Annotated in this window: 17 protein-coding genes; 3 read left to right on the forward strand and 14 right to left on the reverse strand. The window is 64.6% G+C overall.

What is annotated here, in order from left to right; genetic code table 11:
• Window positions 1-83: 83 nt before the first annotated feature.
• The 11 genes from CXR25_RS17525 to dcd all read right to left on the reverse strand — a co-directional run bounded on the left by CXR25_RS17525 (window position 84) and on the right by dcd (window position 11688).
• Window positions 84-776, reverse strand: a complete 693-nt coding sequence (locus tag CXR25_RS17525; RefSeq protein WP_009882265.1) for a hypothetical protein — start codon at window positions 774-776, stop codon at window positions 84-86.
• Window positions 776-2116, reverse strand: coding sequence for an ATP-binding protein (locus CXR25_RS17530; RefSeq protein ID WP_009882264.1), 1341 nt, complete (start codon window positions 2114-2116; stop codon window positions 776-778). Before CXR25_RS17530 ends, CXR25_RS17525 begins: the two co-directional genes overlap by 1 nt.
• Window positions 2113-2865: a response regulator transcription factor gene (locus tag CXR25_RS17535; RefSeq protein ID WP_009882263.1), complete on the reverse strand. Its 753-nt coding sequence runs from the start codon at window positions 2863-2865 to the stop codon at window positions 2113-2115. The genes CXR25_RS17530 and CXR25_RS17535 overlap by 4 nt, the downstream gene beginning before the upstream one ends.
• Window positions 2855-3250 (reverse strand): monovalent cation/H(+) antiporter subunit G, encoded by a 396-nt coding sequence (mnhG, locus tag CXR25_RS17540; RefSeq protein ID WP_009882262.1) that lies wholly within the window; start codon window positions 3248-3250, stop codon window positions 2855-2857. Before mnhG ends, CXR25_RS17535 begins: the two co-directional genes overlap by 11 nt.
• Window positions 3247-3957, reverse strand: coding sequence for an MrpF/PhaF family protein (locus CXR25_RS17545; protein ID WP_069601074.1), 711 nt, complete (start codon window positions 3955-3957; stop codon window positions 3247-3249). The genes mnhG and CXR25_RS17545 overlap by 4 nt, the downstream gene beginning before the upstream one ends.
• A complete protein-coding gene (locus CXR25_RS17550; protein WP_241212351.1) occupies window positions 3954-4523 on the reverse strand; it encodes a Na+/H+ antiporter subunit E in 570 nt (189 codons plus the stop codon). The genes CXR25_RS17545 and CXR25_RS17550 overlap by 4 nt, the downstream gene beginning before the upstream one ends.
• 17 nt (window positions 4524-4540) lie before the next feature.
• Entirely contained in the window at window positions 4541-6124 is a 1584-nt protein-coding gene (locus CXR25_RS17555; protein ID WP_009882259.1) for a Na+/H+ antiporter subunit D, read from the reverse strand.
• The gene (locus CXR25_RS17560; protein WP_009882258.1) at window positions 6121-6753 is read right to left on the reverse strand and encodes a Na(+)/H(+) antiporter subunit C; all 633 of its coding nucleotides are present in this window, start codon (window positions 6751-6753) and stop codon (window positions 6121-6123) included. The genes CXR25_RS17555 and CXR25_RS17560 overlap by 4 nt, the downstream gene beginning before the upstream one ends.
• Entirely contained in the window at window positions 6750-9812 is a 3063-nt protein-coding gene (locus CXR25_RS17565; protein WP_125240819.1) for a Na+/H+ antiporter subunit A, read from the reverse strand. Before CXR25_RS17565 ends, CXR25_RS17560 begins: the two co-directional genes overlap by 4 nt.
• A gap of 299 nt (window positions 9813-10111) precedes the next feature.
• Window positions 10112-11113 carry a hypothetical protein gene (locus CXR25_RS17570; protein ID WP_009882256.1) on the reverse strand — a complete coding sequence of 334 codons (1002 nt, stop codon included), beginning with the start codon at window positions 11111-11113 and terminating at the stop codon, window positions 10112-10114.
• Entirely contained in the window at window positions 11110-11688 is a 579-nt protein-coding gene (gene dcd / locus CXR25_RS17575) for a dCTP deaminase (protein WP_125240820.1), read from the reverse strand. The genes CXR25_RS17570 and dcd overlap by 4 nt, the downstream gene beginning before the upstream one ends.
• A gap of 287 nt (window positions 11689-11975) precedes the next feature.
• Here dcd and CXR25_RS17580 point away from each other — a divergent pair, with 287 nt between their 5' ends.
• From CXR25_RS17580 to CXR25_RS17590, 3 genes are all read left to right on the forward strand, one after another.
• Window positions 11976-13457, forward strand: a complete 1482-nt coding sequence (locus tag CXR25_RS17580; protein WP_125240821.1) for an LPXTG cell wall anchor domain-containing protein — start codon at window positions 11976-11978, stop codon at window positions 13455-13457.
• A 96-nt stretch (window positions 13458-13553) separates the two neighbouring features.
• Window positions 13554-14558, forward strand: a complete 1005-nt coding sequence (locus CXR25_RS17585; RefSeq protein WP_226830077.1) for an ATP-binding cassette domain-containing protein — start codon at window positions 13554-13556, stop codon at window positions 14556-14558.
• A 118-nt stretch (window positions 14559-14676) separates the two neighbouring features.
• Window positions 14677-15636, forward strand: a complete 960-nt coding sequence (locus CXR25_RS17590) for a hypothetical protein (protein WP_009882252.1) — start codon at window positions 14677-14679, stop codon at window positions 15634-15636.
• A gap of 71 nt (window positions 15637-15707) precedes the next feature.
• On the opposite strand, the gene CXR25_RS17595 is transcribed toward CXR25_RS17590, so the two are convergent.
• From CXR25_RS17595 to mmsB, 3 genes are all read right to left on the reverse strand, one after another.
• Window positions 15708-17651 carry an NHL domain-containing thioredoxin family protein gene (locus CXR25_RS17595; protein ID WP_009882251.1) on the reverse strand — a complete coding sequence of 648 codons (1944 nt, stop codon included), beginning with the start codon at window positions 17649-17651 and terminating at the stop codon, window positions 15708-15710.
• Between the two features lie 141 nt (window positions 17652-17792).
• On the reverse strand, window positions 17793-18551 hold the full coding sequence (locus tag CXR25_RS17600) for a YggS family pyridoxal phosphate-dependent enzyme (RefSeq protein ID WP_009882249.1): 759 nt from the start codon (window positions 18549-18551) through the stop codon (window positions 17793-17795).
• Between the two features lie 261 nt (window positions 18552-18812).
• Window positions 18813-19718, reverse strand: a complete 906-nt coding sequence (mmsB, locus tag CXR25_RS17605; protein WP_125240822.1) for a 3-hydroxyisobutyrate dehydrogenase — start codon at window positions 19716-19718, stop codon at window positions 18813-18815.
• Between the last annotated feature and the right edge of the window lie 129 nt (window positions 19719-19847).

Below are 19847 nucleotides of genomic sequence, written 5' to 3' on the forward strand. Positions count from 1 at the left end.
AGTCCCATCCTAGGATCATCGCCGAGGATCGGGACGCAGAATCTGTCGAGGACCTGTGCCGACGGGCCACGGACCGACACCGTCTATTTGAATCTCGGTGCGGGAACCTCTGCTTCGTCGATGGTGACCGTCGGCAGCATCTTCTCAAACTCCTTCGCGGCGGCCGTGTCCGATTCGAGAGCGCGCATCTCGACACCGATCTCAACGAGACGCCCATTGGCTCTGTACCCGATCCGGGCCCCGTACATGAGAGTCGGCTTCTGGTCGATCGCGAAGATCTCGCTCGGACCGAGCACACCGTGGAACGACCAGTAGTATCCGGCGGCGAGGCCCCCTGTGCGCTCGGAGACCACCGAGGAGCCCTTCTTCGAGAACGAGAACTTCTTCTTCGCCTCGACCACCGATTGCGGCGACTCATCGTAGGCCTGAGTGCAGGAGATGAGGACGACGTCGTTGTCGGCGACCGAGGTTCCGCGCGAGAACGAGTGGAATTCGGCGGTGGACGAACTCTGCGACCACCCGTCTGCCATGGCAAGGCTGACGTCGACCGGACATTCGGCGCCGAGGTTGACCGAGACTTCCTTCATCCCGTCGGGGATTCCGTCTTCAGGTGGTGCCGTGGTGGGGCTCTCGCCTGCACTTTCCTGAACGGCGACACGGACCGGTCCCGAGTTCCGTTCTGCGGTGCGGATCTGCAGGGCCGAACAACCGCTGAGGACGAGACCGAGCAGTGCCGCTCCTGCTGCGACTGTTCGCACCTTCGCAGCGTGTCTCATCACCGGTCGGTCCTCGGCTGCTGTGCTGAATCAGCTTGCTGTCCCGAGTCGGGCTGCTGCGAGCCTGGCTGGCTGCCGTAATGTTGCTGCGGTCCAGACTGCGGATCACCGGCGCCTGGGGCAGGCTGCGAGCCCGGCTGCGGTCCAGACTGTGGGCCTGCTGGTCCGCGGCCTACGCCCGGGCCAGGCTTGAACCGGGAGTGCTGTCCGGAGTCCGGCGGGAACCCACCACTGACCGATTGCCCGGTCGAACGGTTGACCAGGTCTCCATCGACGCGTTCGAGGCGTCGTTTCGAGGTCCGCCGCGGAGTGCCCAGGATGCGTCCCTGAAGCTCGGCCTCATTGGGCTGCCGGGGAGGTAGGAAGCCGGGTGTCTGCCCCGAGTCGGGAAGCTGCACGGGTTGGACCGGATGCGATCCTGCCGCGGCCTGCCCGACCTGATCGGCCATCGGCGGCACCGTCACCTGTGCGGCGTCGCCGAGGACCGGCAGCACCATGCGCACCGAGGTGCCCACACCCTCCTGGCTGAACAGCTGCACCGAGCCGCCGTGACGGGTCACGATCGCTCGGACCAGGGACAGTCCCATGCCGGAACCGGCCACCGCGCGGACGCGAGACCCCCGTGAGAGTTCGTCCCATACCTGCTCCTGTTCGGTCAGCGGAATGCCGCTGCCCGTGTCGGCCACCTCGACGACGACCCACCGATGGCTGTCGATGATCTGCTCATTGGCACGCAGTTCGACGACTTCGGCCTGGGAGGAGTACTTCAGCGCGTTGCCCAGCAGGTTGAGGATCGCTGTGAGCAGCAGATCCTCCTCACCGGCGACATCGGGCAGGCGCCAAGGGGCGCGGGCGACGGTGGCCACGATCATCCGGTCCTCAGCGCCCGGTGCTGTCGATGCGTCCTCGACGGCCTGGTGGATGAGCCGATCGAGGTCGACTCGGGAGTAGTCGATGATGCGGGTCTCGACGTCGGCGAGTCTGCGCAGATCGGCCAGGAGGCGTGCGACTCGGCGGGAGGAGATGTCGACCTGTTTGGCGCCGGATTCGACCTCGGTGATCGTCCCGCCCTCACGGACGACGTCCCGGATGCTCGCCGCCGAGGTGCGCAGCGCGGTCAGCGGATTCTTCAGCTCGTGGTCCAGACGGATCAGCATCCGGTTGCGCTTGGCCAGGGAGTCCTCGCTCGCCGCCGTTTCGATCGACTCCCGCAGCGCGGCCTCACGCCGTCGCAGGTATCTCCAGATGAAGAACGCGGCGATGGCCAAGCCTGCCAGTACGAGGAACAGCAGAAGCAGGAACAGCCAGATCTGGACCTCGATGACCAGGAAGTTCGTCATAGGGTCCTCTGGCCCTCTTCGCCTCTGACCTCACCGACGAAGCGGTAGCCTCGCCCCTGCACGGTGGCGATCCACCGGGGTTCCGCGGCGTCCTCGCCGAGGACCCGGCGCAGTTCGGCGACTCGAGAGTCAACCGCGCGAGTGCCCACAGCCTCTTCGAATCCCCACAGGATCTCGAGCAGACGGGAACGTTCGATGAGTTCGTCCTGGTGGACCATGAGGTATTCCAGCAGCGTGAAGCCCTTGGGCGTGATGACCAGTTCGCGGGCCCCCATCCAGGCGCGCCTGCCCACACGATCGACGCGCAGTCCGAAGCTCGACACCAGCACGGGAGCCGTCGCCAAGGGCGGCCCGTCCGAGTGGGTCCGGCGCAGGACTGCGCGGATGCGTGCCACGAGCTCATGCGGGTCGAAGGGTTTGTTGAGGTAGTCGTCGGCACCCTCTTCGAGTGCCATCGCCCGCTCGACGGCCTCTCCGACCTGGGTCAGCAGCAGAACCGGGACCCAGTTCTCCTCCTGACGCAGCCGACGCAGAACCTGTCGGCCGTCGGCACCGGGCATGAGCACGTCGAGGACGCACACATCGGGATTGTGCCGGTGGATCTCGTCGAGGGCCAGCAGTCCGTCGCTGGCGGCCAGCACCCGGAAACCGGAGCGTTCGAGGAAGGGAACGACGGCGCCGAGGACATCGGGTTCGTCATCGGCGACCAGCACCATGGGCTGGGGTTCGTGCTGATTGTCAACCGTCATTGTGGTCCGTTCCGATTCCTTTTCTGCGTTCCCACGCGACTTCTCTGGCCTCTGCCCGATCGACCGCCTCGGCGAGTTCATCTCGGTACAGCATAGAACGACGCAGGTGCTTGGTGCGATAACCGGCGCGTCCCACCATGTGCGTGGCCACGGGAATCGTCACGAGCTGGAAGGAGATGATGATCGCCAGAGTCGTCACAGTCGCCCAGTTCGGGTACTGAAGCGCAATCGCCAGGGCCACCGCGATCAGCCCCAGCACCTGGGGCTTCGCACTCGCGTGCATGCGTGAGAGGAGATCGGCGAAACGCAGCATACCCACTGCCGCAGCCAGGGACAGCACCCCGCCGAGGAGGATGAGCACCGCAGAGATGATGTCGAGGATCATCGGCGTCCCCCTCCCCCGTCGTCGGTGTCGCGGGCAGCGTCGTCGGCTTCACGGGCAGCGTGTTCGTCGGGGTCGCGGGCAGCGTGATCGTCGGCGGCCTCGGACCCGGTGCGTGCACCGTCGTCGGAGTCATCCGGCCCCGAATCCGGTCCGGTGCCCAGGCCCTCGCCGTCCGTGCCGGGGTCGGTTCCTTGGTCGAGGCCCACAGTGACCGGCTCTTCGTCTGCTTGAACGGTGATGGCTTCGGGGCCGTCGGGGCTGTCGTAGATTCCGCGGGCCACGTCATCGGGCCACGCATCCTCGTTGTCGGACTCCGCCGGTGGGCGGCTCTGCGCGTCGCCCTGGCGATCCCCCTCGCCGGTCGATTCCGTGGGCATGTGCCAGTCGGAGCTGGAGAAGTCACTGAGTGAGCCCACCTCCGCGCCGGGAGTCATGGAATCGGACTTCGACACGTACCGGGAGACGCTGACGGATCCGACGAATCCGAGCATCGCCAGCACGATGAGCACGGGCAGGAGATCCGTGCGCCCGGACAGGGCCATGAACCCGCCCAGACCGCACATGATCGAGGCCAGCACGACGTCGGTGGCGATCATGCGATCAAGGATCGAGGGGCCGCGGACGATGCGGTAGAGGGCGATGATCGCCGAGGCAGCCAGCAGCACCGAAGCCACGAAGACGAGGGTGTCGAGAACGATCTGACTCATCGCGCACCTCCGTCGTCGTCGGCCACCGGGTCGGGGTCGACCTTGAGAGCGGCGAGATCGCGATGGGAGCCGACGGCCCGGATGAGCAGCCGTTCGATGTAGTAGACCTGCCGTTTGGCCGTCAGGATCTTCTCCTCGGAATCGCAGTCGAGGACGTGGAGGTACAGGATGCCCTGCGCGCGGTCACTGTCGATGATGATCGACCCGGGGATGAGGCTCGCGGTGTCGGCCACGAGCGTCATCAGCAGGTCCGAACTCGTGCGCAGATCACAGGCGATCACCGATCCGGCACCCACCGCGCGACGACGGAATGCGAACCAGGCGACCTCGACGGAGGCGTAGATGAGCGAGTACAGAAACCACAGACCGTAGTTCAGTGCGTGGATGATGTTGAACCGGCCGGAGAGCACCACCGGGGGCAGGTAGAACACCCGGGTCACGACGAAGGCGAGGATGACGCCGGTGATGATGTGCATCAGCGACACTGCGTCCCAGAGCATCACCCACAGCACCACGAGGAAGAACACCAGCACGAGCTGCTGGACGAAGCTTCTGCCCTTCGTCATCCGGGACCGTTTGGCGTTCACTGGTCATCACCGCCCAACACATTCGTCACATAGCTCACGGGAGACTGCAGGTTCTCCGCGGCGCGATCGGACAGGTCCCACAATGGGCCCGCAAAGACCGTGAGGACGATCGACGCGACGACCACCACCGTGGTGGCGACGACCATCGACCCCGGCACACCGATATGCGCCTTCCAGGGTTTGCCCGCAAGCTTGGCCTTCTTGCGTTCGGCGAACTCCGCAACGAGCTCCTCATTCGGCTCCTCCGCATCCGCAGGGTCGCGCCAGAAGGCCAGGTTGAAGGTACGCCCGATGACGTAGAGGGTCAGCAGGCTGGTCACGGTGCCGGCGACGATGAGAGCGACGGCCAGCCAGTCGTGGTCGGAGAAACCGGCCGCGAAGAGTCCGACCTTGCCGATGAACCCGGAGAACGGCGGAATGCCGGAGAGATTGAGCGCCGGGATGAAGAAGATGATCGACAGCGCCGGCGAGAGCACCATGAGTCCGCCGAGTGACCGCGTCGAGGTCGAACCACCTCGCATCTCCACCATGCCGATGGCCAGGAACAGTGCGGTCTGGACGATGATGTGGTGGACCGTGTAGTAGATCGCGGCAGCGAGCCCGACAGTCGTACCCAAGGCCACTCCGAAGAGCATGTAGCCGATGTGGGAGACAAGGGTGAATGACACGATCCTCTTGATCTCCGACTGGGCGATTGCGCCTAAGATTCCGACCACCATCGTCAATGCCGCGGCGATCAGCAGCGGCACTCGCAGGGAGGATTCGGCGAACAGGAGGGTTTCGGTGCGGATGATCGCATAGATGCCGACCTTCGTCAGCAGACCCGCGAACACGGCCGTCACCGGGGCCGGAGCGGTCGGATAGGAATCGGGCAGCCAGAAGGACAGTGGGAAGATCGCGGCCTTGATGCCGAAGCCGATGAGCAGAAGGACGTGCAGGATCATCTGCACGTCCGGCGGCAGTTCGGCCAGCCGATCGGTCAGCTGCGCGATGTTCACGGTTCCGGTCGACGCATAGATGACGCCGATTGCGGCCAGGAAGATGATCGAGGACACGAGCGAGATGACGACGTAGGTCACGCCCGCCCGGATGCGCTCGGCCGTGGCGCCCAGGGTCAGCAGCACGTAGGAGGCGACGAGGAACATCTCGAAGCCGACGTAGAGGTTGAACAGGTCACCGGCGAGGAAGGCGTTGGCGACGCCCGCGCACAGCACCAGATAGCTGGGGTTGAACACGGAGATCGGGGTCTCGTTCGAATCGTCGTTGGCGTCCTGGCTCAGTGCGTAGATGAGCACGCACAGGATGACCAGGGAGGACACGACGAGCATGAGCGAGGAGAGTCTGTCGGCGACGAGCACGATCCCGGCAGGAGGCTCCCATCCACCGATGGCCACGACCTGCGGACCTTCGGCGTCGACGCCGAAGAGCATGATGAGCGAGATGACCATGACCGCGCTGAGAATCAGGATCGACACGATGTTCTGTGCCCGCGAATGCTTCGACAGCACCAGCGCCAGCCCGGCCCCGATGAGGGGCAGGAGGACGGGCAGCGGCACCAGCACGGGAAGGAGATCGATCATTTCTTCTCCCCCGTCCCGGTTCCATCGGACCCTGTGTCGTTCGTGTCATTCGTGTTCGCCGAGGTGGTGGCCTCACCGACTTCCCGCGCCGAGGTGGTGCCAGCCTCACCGGGTCCAGACCGTTCCGCGTCGACCGTGGCGTTCGGGTCTTCGCGTTCACGAGGTGTGCCGTCATCGTCGAGGTCGATGGCGCCGGTGATCGGGCTCTCGGCCTCGTCACCGAACTCGGTGTCGTCGTAGTCCGTGCTCGCTTCTGCCTCGGAGTCGATCATCTTCGTGATCGCCACCTGAAGGTCGGCGGTGTCGTCCTGCAGCGAATCGGCCCTGACCAGTCGCCAGGAACGGTAGATCATGGCCAGCAGGAACGCCGTGACGGCGAACGTGATGACGATGGCGGTGAGGATGAGCGCCTGCGGGAGCGGATCGGACATGCCCGCTGTGGACAGGTCCTCGCCGTCGGTCAGCGGCGGCCCTCCTCTGCCTGCGGTGAGGATGATGAGCAGGTTGACGCCGTTGCCCAGGAGGATGAAGCCCAGCAGCACGCGGGTCAGTGACCGCTCGAGCATGAGGTAGATGCCGCAGGCGAAGAGGAATGCCATCGCCAGCACCATGATGAAGGGCACAGTCACAGCCGCCCCCCTTCGGCGCCGTTGTCGACATCGAGGTGATTGACACGGTCGAGGATCGAGGAGACGGCATCGTGCTCAGCCTTGGCGCTGAGGTTCTCCGACAGGTGGTAGGACTGGTTGAGCCGGTTGGTCAGCACCATTTCATCGCGCTCCTGGTGCAGATCCACCTCGGCGCCCAAGGACCTGAGGATGTCGAGCATCAATCCGACGACGATGAGGTAGACGCCGATGTCGAAGAAGGTCGATGTTCCGAAGGACAGGTGCCCGAGCACCGGTATGTCTCCTTCGAAGTAGACGGACTTGAAGACGGCGTCGCCCCAGAACCATCCGCCGATTCCGGTGAGCACGGCCAGGATCATTCCGGTGCCCAGCAAGCCCGACGGGGTGAAGCGGGCCGCCTCGGCGAGTTCGAATTTGCCGCCCGCGAGGTAGCGCACGACCAGTGCCAGACCCGCGACGAGGCCACCGGCGAAGCCGCCCCCGGGATCATTGTGGCCGGCGAACAGGAGGTAGAGGGAGAAGATGAGGACCGCGTGGAACACCAGACGGGCGGTGACCTCGAGGATGATGGAGCGGTTGCGTGGGGCCAGCGTGCGTCCGGCGATGAGCCAGGAGACTCGCCGCTGCGTCACGTCTTCGCGTTCGGGATCGTGTCGGCGTGCCGGTGCGTGGTAGTCACTGATCTCTTCGGGGACCGGTTGGAAGCGTACCCGCCCCTGCAGTTCGGTGCCGTCGCGGCGGGAGACGAACCGGTGGAGGTGTCCTTCGCGGCCGCGGACGAAGATCAGTCCGGCGATTCCGGTGCCGGCCGCGACGAGGACGGAGAGCTCCCCGAGGGTGTCCCAGACACGGATGTCGACGAGGGTCACATTGACGATGTTCTTGCCGTGGCCCATTTCATAGGCGAGTTGGCCGAAGTCGACGGAGACCGGTTCGCTGACACGGGCCCCGACAGCGATGAGGACGACGAGCATCATGGTCACGCCGACGCCACCACCGATGATGGCGCGCCAGGCCGGTGTGAAGCGCCCGGTGCTCTGACCGATCCGAGCCGGAAGCCTGCGCAGGACGAGGACGAAGACGACGATGGTGATCGTCTCCACCAGGACCTGGGTCAGAGCCAGGTCCGGGGCGCCGACGAAGGCGAAGTACGCGACCATCGCATAGCCGGAGATTCCGGTGACGACCACGGCGGTGAAGCGCTTCTTGGCACGGGTCGCAGCCACCGCAACGACGATGAGGACCGCGGCGACGATGAAGTCGAGTGGAGTGTTGAAGAGGTCGAACTCGATGTTCCAGGTGTCGTTCGTGATGATCGCAAGGCCGAGGCCGGCGACGAGGACGAGGTAGACCACGCTCTGGTAGAACGGCAGCGAGCCACGCTGCGTTCGCGAGGTGACCCACAGCGCCAGCTTCTCCATCGAGCTGATCATCCTGCGGTAGAGGTCGTGGAAATCAAGGCCCGATGGCAGCGTCGACTGGACTTTGGCGAACGAGTCGCGGACGAAGAAGAGTCCGAGGCCGACGGCGATCGTGACTGCCGACAGGGCCAGGGCCGGTTCGAACCCGTGCCACAGAGCCAGATGATAGTCGCCGTCGCCGGGGTCGATGACCGGCAGCGTCGATGTCCAGGCCTCGAAGTAGCCGTCGACGAGTCCGACGGCCGGCCCCAGCGCCACGGTGAGCACAGTGAGCATGACAGGGGAGATGATCAGCGTGATCTTCTCGTCGCGGCGGGCGATATCGTCGACGCCGTCTTTGCTTGAGAACGCACCCCAGACGAAGCGTGCCGAGTAGGCGACGGTGAGCATCGAACCGATCATCACGCCGACCAGCGCGATGATCGCCGCCTTGTCGCCCGAGGCGAGCAGGGTCGAATAGACGGCTTCCTTGGCGGCGAAGCCCAGCAGCGGCGGCAGACCGGACATCGAGGCCGCGGCGATCGTGGCGCAGACGGCCACGACGGGGAACGCCTTCCAGCCCCCGGAGAGCTTCGTCAGGTCGCGTGTGCCGGCCCGATGGTCGATGATGCCCACGCACAGGAACAGACAGGCTTTGAACAGCGCATGTGCGATGAGCAGGGCCAGTGCGGCCTTGGTGATGTCGGGCGTGCCGAATGAGGCCAGAGTCGTGAGGAATCCCAGTTGGGAGACCGTGCCGAAGGCGAGCAGAAGTTTGAGGTCGGTCTGTTTGAGGGCCTGCCAACCGCCTATGAACATCGTGAGCAGGCCCAGCGTGAGCAGGACCTCCGACCAACCGGGCAGAGTGTGGTAGCCCGGTGCCAGACGCAGGATCAGGTAGATTCCGGCTTTGACCATCGCTGCCGCATGTAGGTAGGCGCTGACCGGGGTGGGTGCGGCCATGGCTCCGGGAAGCCAGAAGTGGAAGGGGATCAGCGCGGACTTCGAGACCGCGCCGACGAGGATGAGGATCACGGCGGTGACGATGACGGGCCCGGTGTCCATTCCGAGGCTCGCCCGCTCCATGAGGGTGGAGATCTGACCTGTTCCGGTCACAGACATCAGCAGGATCATGCCCACGAGCATGGCCAGTCCGCCGGCTGTGGTGACGATGAGCGCCTGCAGCGCAGCCTGGCGGGAGCGGCGACGGGATTGGCTGTGCCCGATGAGGAGATAGGAGAAGACCGTGGTGCCTTCCCAGAACAGGTAGAGCATGAGGAGCTCATCGGCGAGGACGAGTCCGTACATCATTCCTGCGAAGGCCATGAAGACAGCGGCGAACCTGGCCAACCCCGGCTCATCGGGCGGGAAGTAGCGGGCACAGTAGACGAAGACGAGAGCACCGACGCCGGTGACCAAGAGGCTCATGATCCAGCCGAGCTCGTCGAGGCGGAAGATGCCGTCGAGGCCGAGGGCCGGCAGCCACCCCATGCTCTCGACCCACGGCGAGCCGCCGGGCCCGAAGATGTCGGGGACCTTGGCCAGACTGAGGATCAGCCCGGCCAGCGGCACCAGCGCTAGGAGGAAGAACCCGTCCCGGCCGAGGCGTCTGACCAGTGGGTACGCAATGACAGCAGCCCCGAAAAAGGCTCCTGTCATGACTATCACCGGCGGACACCTCCGTCATTTATACGATTTGCCAGAATGTAGTTCTCACCAGTATTTTCTCACGACACACCGCGTATCTCCCAATCAATGGGGCGGTTCGCAGCAGTCATTCTGAACACGTTCTACCCGGTCTCCGCACGCATTCCGCACGAAATCCGCGCCGCTTTCGCACAGGTTCTGGGCGAATCGGGACATTCGCCGACACCCGAATCAGACGCTCCGTCAGTCCATCGGCGGGATGGGATTCGCAGACCGAGCCGCAGGCTGACTCAGCTGCGCAGCTGGTTGGTTCAGCTGCGGAGCTGGCTGCTCGTGACGAGGAACCCTGTTTCGTCCAGGCCGGTCCCGTCACAGCCGATGAGCAGTTCCGCGCCGATGCTGTCGACGAGGCCGGCAACCTCGTTGCGCATCCGGCGGAAACGTCGGGTCTGGATCGGCTGGTAACGCTTCGACTCGGCATCCATCCAGTGCACGTGGTACTCGATCAACGGCATCTGGAGATGCTTGGCGATGATCGGCGGCACCCAGTCAGCCTCGGACACACGAATCTCGAGCTGGCCGGCCGCCTCGGCGATCTCCCCGAGAGGCACGAGGAGCGAATAGCCGTCGAGGATCACCGGCGCCGAGGCGTCGAAGAGCGGATCGTCGATCGTGGCCTGAGCGAGGACCGCCTCATCCGGGGTCGGCAGCGCCTGCTGGAAGGCATGCGGGGCGTGCCTGCGCACCAGGGACAGTGCAACGTCGGGCTCGAGCCAGTAGGACGAATAGAGGTAGAGGTCGATCTTCGCCTCCGGATCGGGCACGAGGATCCGAGTCGGCAGATCCGCCTCGTCCGCGAGGCGGACACCCGTGTGCAGGCGTGATGCGACAGCCAGGATGAGACTGAGCGTCCGCTCCTCCTCCCGGTCGGGCAGGCCCGCCGGGAACGCCTCGTGGAGTCCGTCGGCATCGCTGAACCAGTCCGGCGGCGGAACCGGTTCACGGTCCCGAGGGCAGTCGACGACGACCGCGTGGTGGGCCCAGTCGGGCAGCTCGAGTGCGGCGATCGCAGCCGCGTCGAGATCAACCCCCTCGCTCAGACGTGAATGTCGACTCAGCTTCAGCTGACCGTTGCCGTCCAAGCGGGGGATGATGTCGGGAAGCCGGTTGTGCACGAGTGCGAGCACATCGGAGACCTCGACCCCCTCGTCGAGGAGAAGCAGATGAAAACCGCGCAGGTCCGCCGAGACGTCCGTGTCACCGACACGCTCGGCAGCCTCACGCTGCATCCGCAGCTCTCGGCGTGTGGTCACATGTCCCTCCGGTAGAAGTTGAGGTGCGAACGGGAAGCCGTTGGACCGTGCTGTCCCTGATAGCGGTTGCCGGTGGACTTCGAGCCGTAGGGATTGAGCGCCGCCGAGCTGAGGCGGAAGAAGCAGAGCTGACCGATCTTCATTCCCGGCCACAGCGTGATTGGCAGGGTGGCGACGTTCGAGAGCTCAAGAGTCACGTGACCAGTGAACCCAGGGTCGATGAAGCCGGCCGTGGAGTGGGTCAGCAGCCCGAGGCGGCCCAGCGATGACTTGCCCTCCAGGCGAGCGGCCACATCATCGGGCAGGGTGACGAGTTCGTGGGTGGAGGCCAGCACGAATTCCCCGGGGTGCAGCACGAACGGCTCCCCCGGTGCCGCCTCGACGAAGCGGGTGAGTTCGGGCTGGTCGAGGCTCGGATCGATCACCGGGTACTTGTGATTGTCGAACAGACGGAAATAGCGGTCCAGGCACACATCGACGCTGGCGGGCTGGATCAGAGACGGGTCATAGGGGTCGAGGGCGATGCGTCCGGAGTCGAGCTCGGCGCGGATGTCGCGATCGGAAAGGAGAGTCACGTATCAAATGGTAGTCGCCCTGGGCTCTGGAGTGCAGTGAGCTGGGCTTCCGAGGGGGCGAAAAATGTCACAGACGCCCCGACACGCCGTACTTAGGTAACGACTTGATAACGATAACAGCAGTTTTTGCTGGTTTTCTCCCGTGTGTCTCCCCATAGCCGTTGGTGAATGCTTTAGAGTTAGGAGCTGTACGAACCCGCGCACGATGGTGCCTTCCTCTTCTTAAGCCAAGGAATGCCGGGAGTCCATCGTCTTTCGTGGGTTGACAACGAACGAAAGGCATTACTGTGAAGACCTCGCGTCTTGTGCTTGCCCCCGCAGTAGCCGTTGCATTGACAGGTCTTGCTGGCGCTCCCGCGTTCGCAGCGACAGAGTCCGCTCCGGTGCCGGCAGGCCCGCTCTGTGCGTATGATGACGCACAGCAGTCAACTGACCCCGATTCCAAGGTTCCCGACAGCTCGGACCCGCAGGCGACACTGTCCGCCGCACAGGTGACCCGAGCCGATATTGCTGACCGCAAGAAGGGCATCGGATTCTCCGGTACGGGATTCACCCCCGACAACAAGGCGACCGTCACGGTCGTCGGCACCGATGGGTCCAAGTACTCACCAGAGACCAAGCTGACCGTCGACGAGAAGGGGAAGGTGTCCGGCACCTACTTCTTCTCGGTCACGGACAACGCCAAGGTTCCGTCGGGCAACTACTCGCTCTACCTCGCAGACGAGAAGACCGAGAAGGACTCCTCGAAAGTCTCCTTCGAGGTCGTGGCCTCTGCCAAGGATATCGACGAGGATGCCAAGGCACCCGATTGCACCCCTGCAACCGGCCCGGCCTCGGATCCGTCCGAGACCGACGAGCCCAGCGAATCCGCTGCGCCGACTCCGTCTGAGACGAAGACTGAGGAGCCGAGCAAGACTGCCGAGCCGACTCCGACCGAGACGAAGTCGGAAGAGCCCCCCGAGACCGCGAAGCCGACTCCTTCTGAAACGAAGTCGGAAGCGCCGAAATCGGAAGTGCCGAGCGAGGAGCCGACTGAGACCAAGGAGGCTCGGAAGCCCGCTGCTCCCAAGCCCACCGAGACGGAGTCGAAGTCTCCTGAGCCGACCGACACGGAGTCCCAGACACCCGAACCGACAGAGTCCGATGCTGCGGAGCCCAAGGCCCCCGCAACCGATGATGCCGACGATGAGTCCGAGGCTCCGGAAGCAGGACCGTCGGAGACCACAGCTCCGGCCAGCCCCGGCACCGATGACGGTGAGAAGAAGGCCGACGACGGTGAGAAGAAGGGCGCAGCCACCGCGACCCAGGCACTCATCATCGATCCGACCGAGATCAGCTCCGAGGACTTCCTCAACGAGGGCATCAAGCTCGGCATCACCGGCGCACAGCCGGGCGAGAAGATCACGATCACGGTCGAACACGCTCAGGGCAAGGTCGATCGCTACACCATGACGAAGGAAGCCGACTCCGAGGGCAAGGCGACCTTCGGCGTGCAGGCGAAGGTCAAGGCAGTGCTGGGCACGTACAACGTCACAGCTCAGGCTGACAGCTTCGACAAGCCACAGGGCGGCAGCTTCACCGTCGTCACTAACGGCACCTCCGTCGACGAAGGCGGAGAGAACAGCAGCGACAACGGCAGCGATCTGCCTCGCACAGGTGCAGAGATGACCGGGCTCGCGCTCGGCGTCGGCCTCCTCGTTGTAGGTGCCGCAGCCGTCGTCATCACCCGTCGGCGGATGACCGCCTCCGACGATCCTGCGGAGTTCTAAGATCCGTTGAACGATGAATTGTCCCTAGCGGGGCTGCACCTCGGCGGACACCAGATCGATCTCGGTCGTCTCCGAGCAGGGACAATACTCGGTCTCATGGGCAGCACGGACAGCACCACTGAGGTGGTGCTGTCCGTTGCTGCGCGCTCCGACGTCGCACCTCCACCGCAGTTCCCGACCGGAATCCGGTCGGGTCTCATGCGTGTGCGCAGGTGGGTCAAGTCATATCTTCGCGAAGCCAATGCCGGATCTGGGGAGGCGGCATTGGCACAAGCGTGTACGGAATTCGGGCTTCGACCCGATGTGCTGGCACGTCGGTTCGGCGAACTCGATGCCAACGAACAGGCAAAACTCCGCCTGGCGGCGGCGTGGTCGACCGGAGCGACGTGGTTGACCTTCATCGACCCCTTCGCATCCGTGCCGGGCCATGTGCGTGCAGGTCTGCGCGGTCGCCTGGCCGATCTGGCCGCCGCGCACGGCCGCGGGATCGTCTTCACCTCGAATACGCTGACCGACTTCACCGTCGCCGAGGCGGGTGTGGCCGATATCGAAAAAGGCGAGCTCGTCGCGTTCGGCACTTTGGAACAGGTCGTCACGGAGCCCAGGGGCTCCCTGCCCGCCGAGCTCAGCGGAGTCAACGTCTATTCCGGGCTGGCGCGCAAAGGGTGGCTGTCGATCGGCCACTCTGCAGTGAAGGCTCGGACCGAACTCGACGGGAAGGTCTTCGTCACCCTCGGGTGGCGCAGTGCCCTCCTGTCACTGGACGAGCACGACCCGGCGTTCACCTCGGCGACGGTGTTCGAGGCCATCGTCATCGGACTGCGCGATCGCGGATCCTGCCTGCAGGCGAAGCTGTCGCCGGTGGACACGGAGATGGGCCTCGCACTCGACGTGGACCTGGCCGACCTGGCCGGGGTTCGCCGCGCCGGAACCGCCGGCGCTGACACCGATGGCGATCAATCCGGAACGGTGGGCGGGTTCGGATTGCTTCACCCCAGCCTCGGTTCGTCGATCGCAGAGCTGCGTGCCAACGTCAAGGTCGGCACCCATGTCTTCGTCGAGGTCGACACCTCGGCGCTGCACGCCTACTCAGTGGAATGATGCCCGGCGGCGTACGTCTGGTCACTGCGACCCGCGTGTCCTCGCCGGTGATGGGGCTTCGCTGCGGCCGATTGGCATTAAACTGAAATTCCCTCATCCCCACCGATTCAGGAGAGCAATGCGAACTTCGCGCAAGCTTCTGATTTCGGCGCTCCTGATCATCGTCCTCACCGTGGCCGCAGTTCCGCTCCTCAACCTCACCGTCTACACTCCTGCCCGAGCTGCAGAGGCCTATATTTCGGCGATCGAGGACGCCAATGCCGAGCAGGCGTTCTCCTACCTCTCCTCCCCCACTCCGTCCTCGACTCTGGCACTCAACCATGATGTGCTCTCAGCCGCACCCGACCTGCCGCGTGATCCCGAGGCGACGACGGTGTCGATGGACGGCGATCATGCGAAGGTCTCGCTGAGCTATGTCCTGTCCTCGCAGACACAGACCGTGGATCTGTCCATGGTCAAGCTTCCGGCGAGGGCCGGACTGTTCGATCGCTGGGCGATCGAGCAGAAGGAGTGGCCCACACTCGACCTGCAGGTCGAAGGTTCGTCAACGGCCACGGTCAACGGCTATGGAGTCTCCGCGGGAACTGTTCCCGTGCTGTTCCCGGCCACCTACCTCGTCGGCTTCGATGCGACCTACCTGAAGTCGAAGCCCGAACGCGCCGAGGTGATCGCTCCGACCGACACCGCCGAGATCGCGATGTCGCCCGAGCCCACTGCGAAGTTGGAGCAGGCTGTCGACGAGCAGATCACCGAGCATCTGCAGAAGTGTGTGAAGTCGAAGACCCTCTACCCTTCCGGATGCGTGTTCGGCTACGACACGGACAATGAGATCCTCGGCGACGTGAAATGGTCGCTGGCACGCGACCCCGAGGTCAGCCTGACCGCCTCGGGCAACGACCTCGAACTCACCCCGTCCACGGTCGAGGTGCGCATCCAGGGCCGCTACCGCGATATCGTCACGGCCGCCGAACACGACTTCGACGAGACGCTCTCCTTCGTCATGGGAGGATCCGTGGTCGTCAAGTCCTCAAAGGTCAGCTTCGATCCGCGCCGCCTCGGAGACATCTCCGTGAAGTAACGGCTTTGGGCGCGCCTGAGCGAGTCTTCAGGCGTGCTTGGCTGAGCCTTTGAGCGTGCTCGTTTGAGTCTTCAGGCGCCGCGGAGGTCGAGGGTGAGCTCGGCCGGGGCCGTGTCGACAAGGTCGACTGGGATGCCCCAGTCCTGCTGGTAGAGGTGGCACGCAGCGTGCAGCGGGATCTCCCCGCCGGGCTCTCCATCGCAGGCGGCCGCTCGCGCGGTCACGTGCAGGACCCCCGACTCGAGTTCGGGGTTGATGACGATGTCGCGCTTCAGCCCCTCTGCTCCCCCGCCGCCGGAGACGATGAGTTCCGGAGGCGTGGATGAGACCTGCAGGTATGTGGGGTCACCCCACCGGTCGTCAAGCTTCTGACCTGCGGGGACCGTGAAGCTCACACTCACGCCCACGGGTCCCGAGGCAATCTCCGTCGACGGCCGCTTGCTGGTCAGCGCACCCTCGTCGACACGCTGGGCGTCCTTGGGCAGCTTCACTCTGGTCAGGGCGTGCGAGGCGGACTCGACGATGAGGAGTTCGGCATCGGCTGCCTCCGTGGCGGCGTCAGCGCTTCCGGCTGCTTCAAGGACGAAGATATCGGAGGGTTCGCGCAGCCCGCGAGCCAGCGTCGAGACCTCGTTCGTGGTGAAGTCATAGCGACGGATTGCGCCGTTGTAGGTGTCGGCGATTGCGATCGACCCATCGGGCAGGCTCCGCACGCCAAGGGGGTGCTGCAGCCTGGCCTCGGCGGCAGGTCCGTCACGGAAGCCGAAGTCGAAGAGCCCCTCGCCGATGAGCGTGGAGACTGCTCCGGTGCTCGGGTCGAGGCGACGGATCGCTGAAGTCTCCGAATCGGCGATGAACACATCGCCATCAGAGCTGAGATCGAGACCCGAAGTCTGTGCGAACCATGCGGCCTCGGCCTCACCGTCGGCCAGTCCTTCATTCATGGTGCCCGAGAGCAGGCGGATCGAGCCGGTTTCCGGGTCGAACGACCAGATGGTGTGGTTGCCTGCCATCGCCACAACCACCTCGGCGGTGGCGGGGATGTAGAGGACATCCCACGGTGAGGACAGCTTCACGTCGAGGGCGGGACCGTCGTAGCGGCCGAGCTCTCCGTGAGTCCCGACCACATTGTCGATCGCGCCGACCATGTGCTGTGATCCGGTGCCGGCGACCGTCGTCACGGTTTCGGTGTCGAGGTTGATGCCCCGCAGAGTGTGGTTGACGGTGTCGGCGACGACGAGGTGGTAGCCGGCCTTCGCGGCCACGTCATCGGGCAGGACGGTGATGCCGCCGGGTTCGCTGAAGCTCGCCGAGGTGAAGTCCCCGTCGTTCGCTCCGCGCTCTCCGGTGCCGATTCGTCGGATGATGTTCTGACCGGAAGCGTCGTATTCGACGAGGCTGTGGTGTCCTGAATCGGCGACGAGGAGGTTGCCCGAAGGCAGTTCGGTGACCTTGCCGGGGTAGAACAGTTCGGTCTCCGGTGCTGGTGGCGGCACGTAGGGGCCGTCTCCGGAGTGCAGCGTCCCCTTGGCTGAGTGCTCGTCGATGAGGCCTTCGATGATTTCGCCGAGGCCTGCTCCGTGGCCTTCGCCTGAGAGGGTGGCGACCAGGTAGCCCTCGGGGTCGATGACGGCCAGTGTGGGCCAGGCTCGGGCGGTGTATGCCTGCCAGGTGACGAGGTCGGGGTCGTCGAGGACGAGGTGCTCGACCTGGTAGCGTTCGACGGCCTGATCGACGGCCTCCACGGTGCGTTCGAACTCGAACTTCGGCGAGTGGACGCCGATGATGACGAGCTCCTTGTTGTACTTCTCCTCGAGCGGTCGCAGCTCATCGAGTACATGGAGGCAGTTGATGCAGCAGAAGGTCCAGAAGTCGAGCAGGATGACCTTGCCGCGCAGGTCGGCCAGGCTCAGGTCCTTGCCGCCGGAATTCATCCACCGGCGGCCGATGAGTTCAGGTGCACGCACCTTGACCTGGTGGGCGGATGCTGGGGATTCCTGCGGACTGGAGTTCATAGCTCCATCTTCACAGATTCACCGCCGCGACGGGAGACCCGGTGTCATCATGTGACCAACGCCCCAGCCCTCATCGTGCGGGCTGGCCCCGCGCCACGACTCCGGCGCAGTGCGGTGGGCGGTGGGAGGTTGGGCGGCGGCTCAGGAGTAGTCGCGAGCGCCGAATACGCTGGAGCCGACGCGGACCATGGTTGCGCCCTCGGCGATTGCGAGCTCGAAGTCGTTGCTCATCCCCATGGACAGCTCCGTGGCCTCCGCGGGCATGACATCGGATGCGATGAGCTTCTCCCTCAGTTCCCGCAGGTCGGAATAGCTGGGACGGATCTCTTCGGGTGTGCGTCCTGGCAGGCCGATCGTCATCAGCCCGCGCAGCTTCATGCGTGAGAGTCCGCGGAGCTCGGTGATGAGACCTTCGGCCTCTTCAGGGGCGATGCCGGACTTCGAATCCTCGCGTGAGGTGTTGACCTGCACGAAGATGTCCACCGTCGAATCGAGCACCTCGAGGCGGTTGTTGATCTTCGTTACCAGTTCGAGGTTGTCGACGGACTGGATGCAGTGCGCGTGGCGCAGAGTGTGGTTGACCTTGTTCTTCTGCAGCGGGCCGATGAGATGAGCCTCGTGATCGAGATCGGCCAGCTCCTCGGCCTTGCCGACCAGCTCCTGGACCTTGTTCTCGCCGATAAGTGTGAACCCGTGCTCGAGTGCGACGCGGATCTTGTCGGCCGGCTGGGTTTTGGTCGCGAGCAGCACCTGTACGTCGGTGCTCGTCCGACCGCTGGCCTCGGCGGCGGCCGCTGCACGAGCAGCCACCTCGTCGAGGTTGTCCCTGATGGAGGCGATGGCCTCCGGGGACAGCGAATCGGGTGCGTTCTGTGGTTCGGGAGTGTCTGGGGAACTCATGCTTCCAGTCTTACACGTACCCGCTGAAGTTGCAGGTCGAGGGCACAGCGGCATGGGGCCCGGTTCTCTGCAAACGGTTGGTAAGTTCTCCTCGAAGCCCGTTCGGGGATCGAGGAGAACTTACCAACCGTTGGTGTTCGTCCTGCGGAACACAGACTGTCAGCGGCCGCATGCTTGGCGGCGGCGTTCGTCCCAGCCACTCGCCGTAACGGCGCTGCCCCTTGATCGGGCAGGCCCGCGCCTACTCGGGCAGCCCAGCCGCTATTCGGGCAGGCCCTTGGCCTTTGCATCGATGTTCTTGATCAGCGCCGAGGTGTCGAGGCCTTCGAGTCCGGCGTCGACGAGCTTCTGCAGCTGAGCGTGGACGAGCTGAGCCGCCGGCAGGTCGAGGCCCTGTGTCTCGGCGCCGGCGAGAGCCAGACCGACGTCCTTGTGCATGAGGGCTGTTGCGAACCCGGGCTTGAACGAGTTGTTCGACGCAGCTGTCTCTGTCACGCCGGGCACGGGGTACCAGGTGCGCAGCGGCCAGGAGTCTCCGGAGGAGACGGTGGCAATGTCGTAGAAGACCTTCGGGTCGAGTCCGAAGTGATCGGCGAGCACTGCACCTTCGACGACGCCTTGCAGGCTGATCGAGAGCATCATGTTGTTGACGATCTTGGCGGCCTGGCCAGCTGCCTCGCCACCAGCGTGGAACATGTTGCCGGCCATCGGCTCGATGAACGTCTTCGCCTCGGCCACGTCCTCATCGCTGCCGCCGAGCATGAAGGTCAGCGTGCCGGCCTCGGCTCCGGTGACGCCACCGGAGACCGGTCCGTCGACGAAACGGAACCCAGCCTTGACCGCTTCGGAGTGGAGGGCGCGAGCCGAATCGAAGTCGATCGTCGAAGAATCGACAAGGAGGGTCGTGGTATCGGCATGCGCCAGAACGCCGTCGGCCTCGAGGTAGACCGCTCGGGCGTGCTCACCCTTGGGCAGCATCGTGAAGACGATGTCAGCTCCGGCGACCGCCTCGGCGATGGACTTGACGGGGTTCACCCCGTGCTTGGCTGCCTCTTCGACGGCGATCTCCATGAGATCGAAGCCATTGACGGTGTGACCGGCTTTCACCAGGTTTGCAGTCATCGGACGGCCCATGTTCCCCAGGCCGATCCATCCAATCGTCGACATAAAATGCCTCCTCGCATCATGTTCTTATGCTGATTCAGTGTTGCCTCTCACATTACGCCAGTCGCTGCGGCGACACAGGTCGAGGAGAATCACATATTCCGCACCGGATATGTGCGCACACGCAGATAG

Source organism: Brevibacterium aurantiacum (assembly GCF_003932995.1).
Taxonomy (GTDB): domain Bacteria; phylum Actinomycetota; class Actinomycetes; order Actinomycetales; family Brevibacteriaceae; genus Brevibacterium; species Brevibacterium aurantiacum.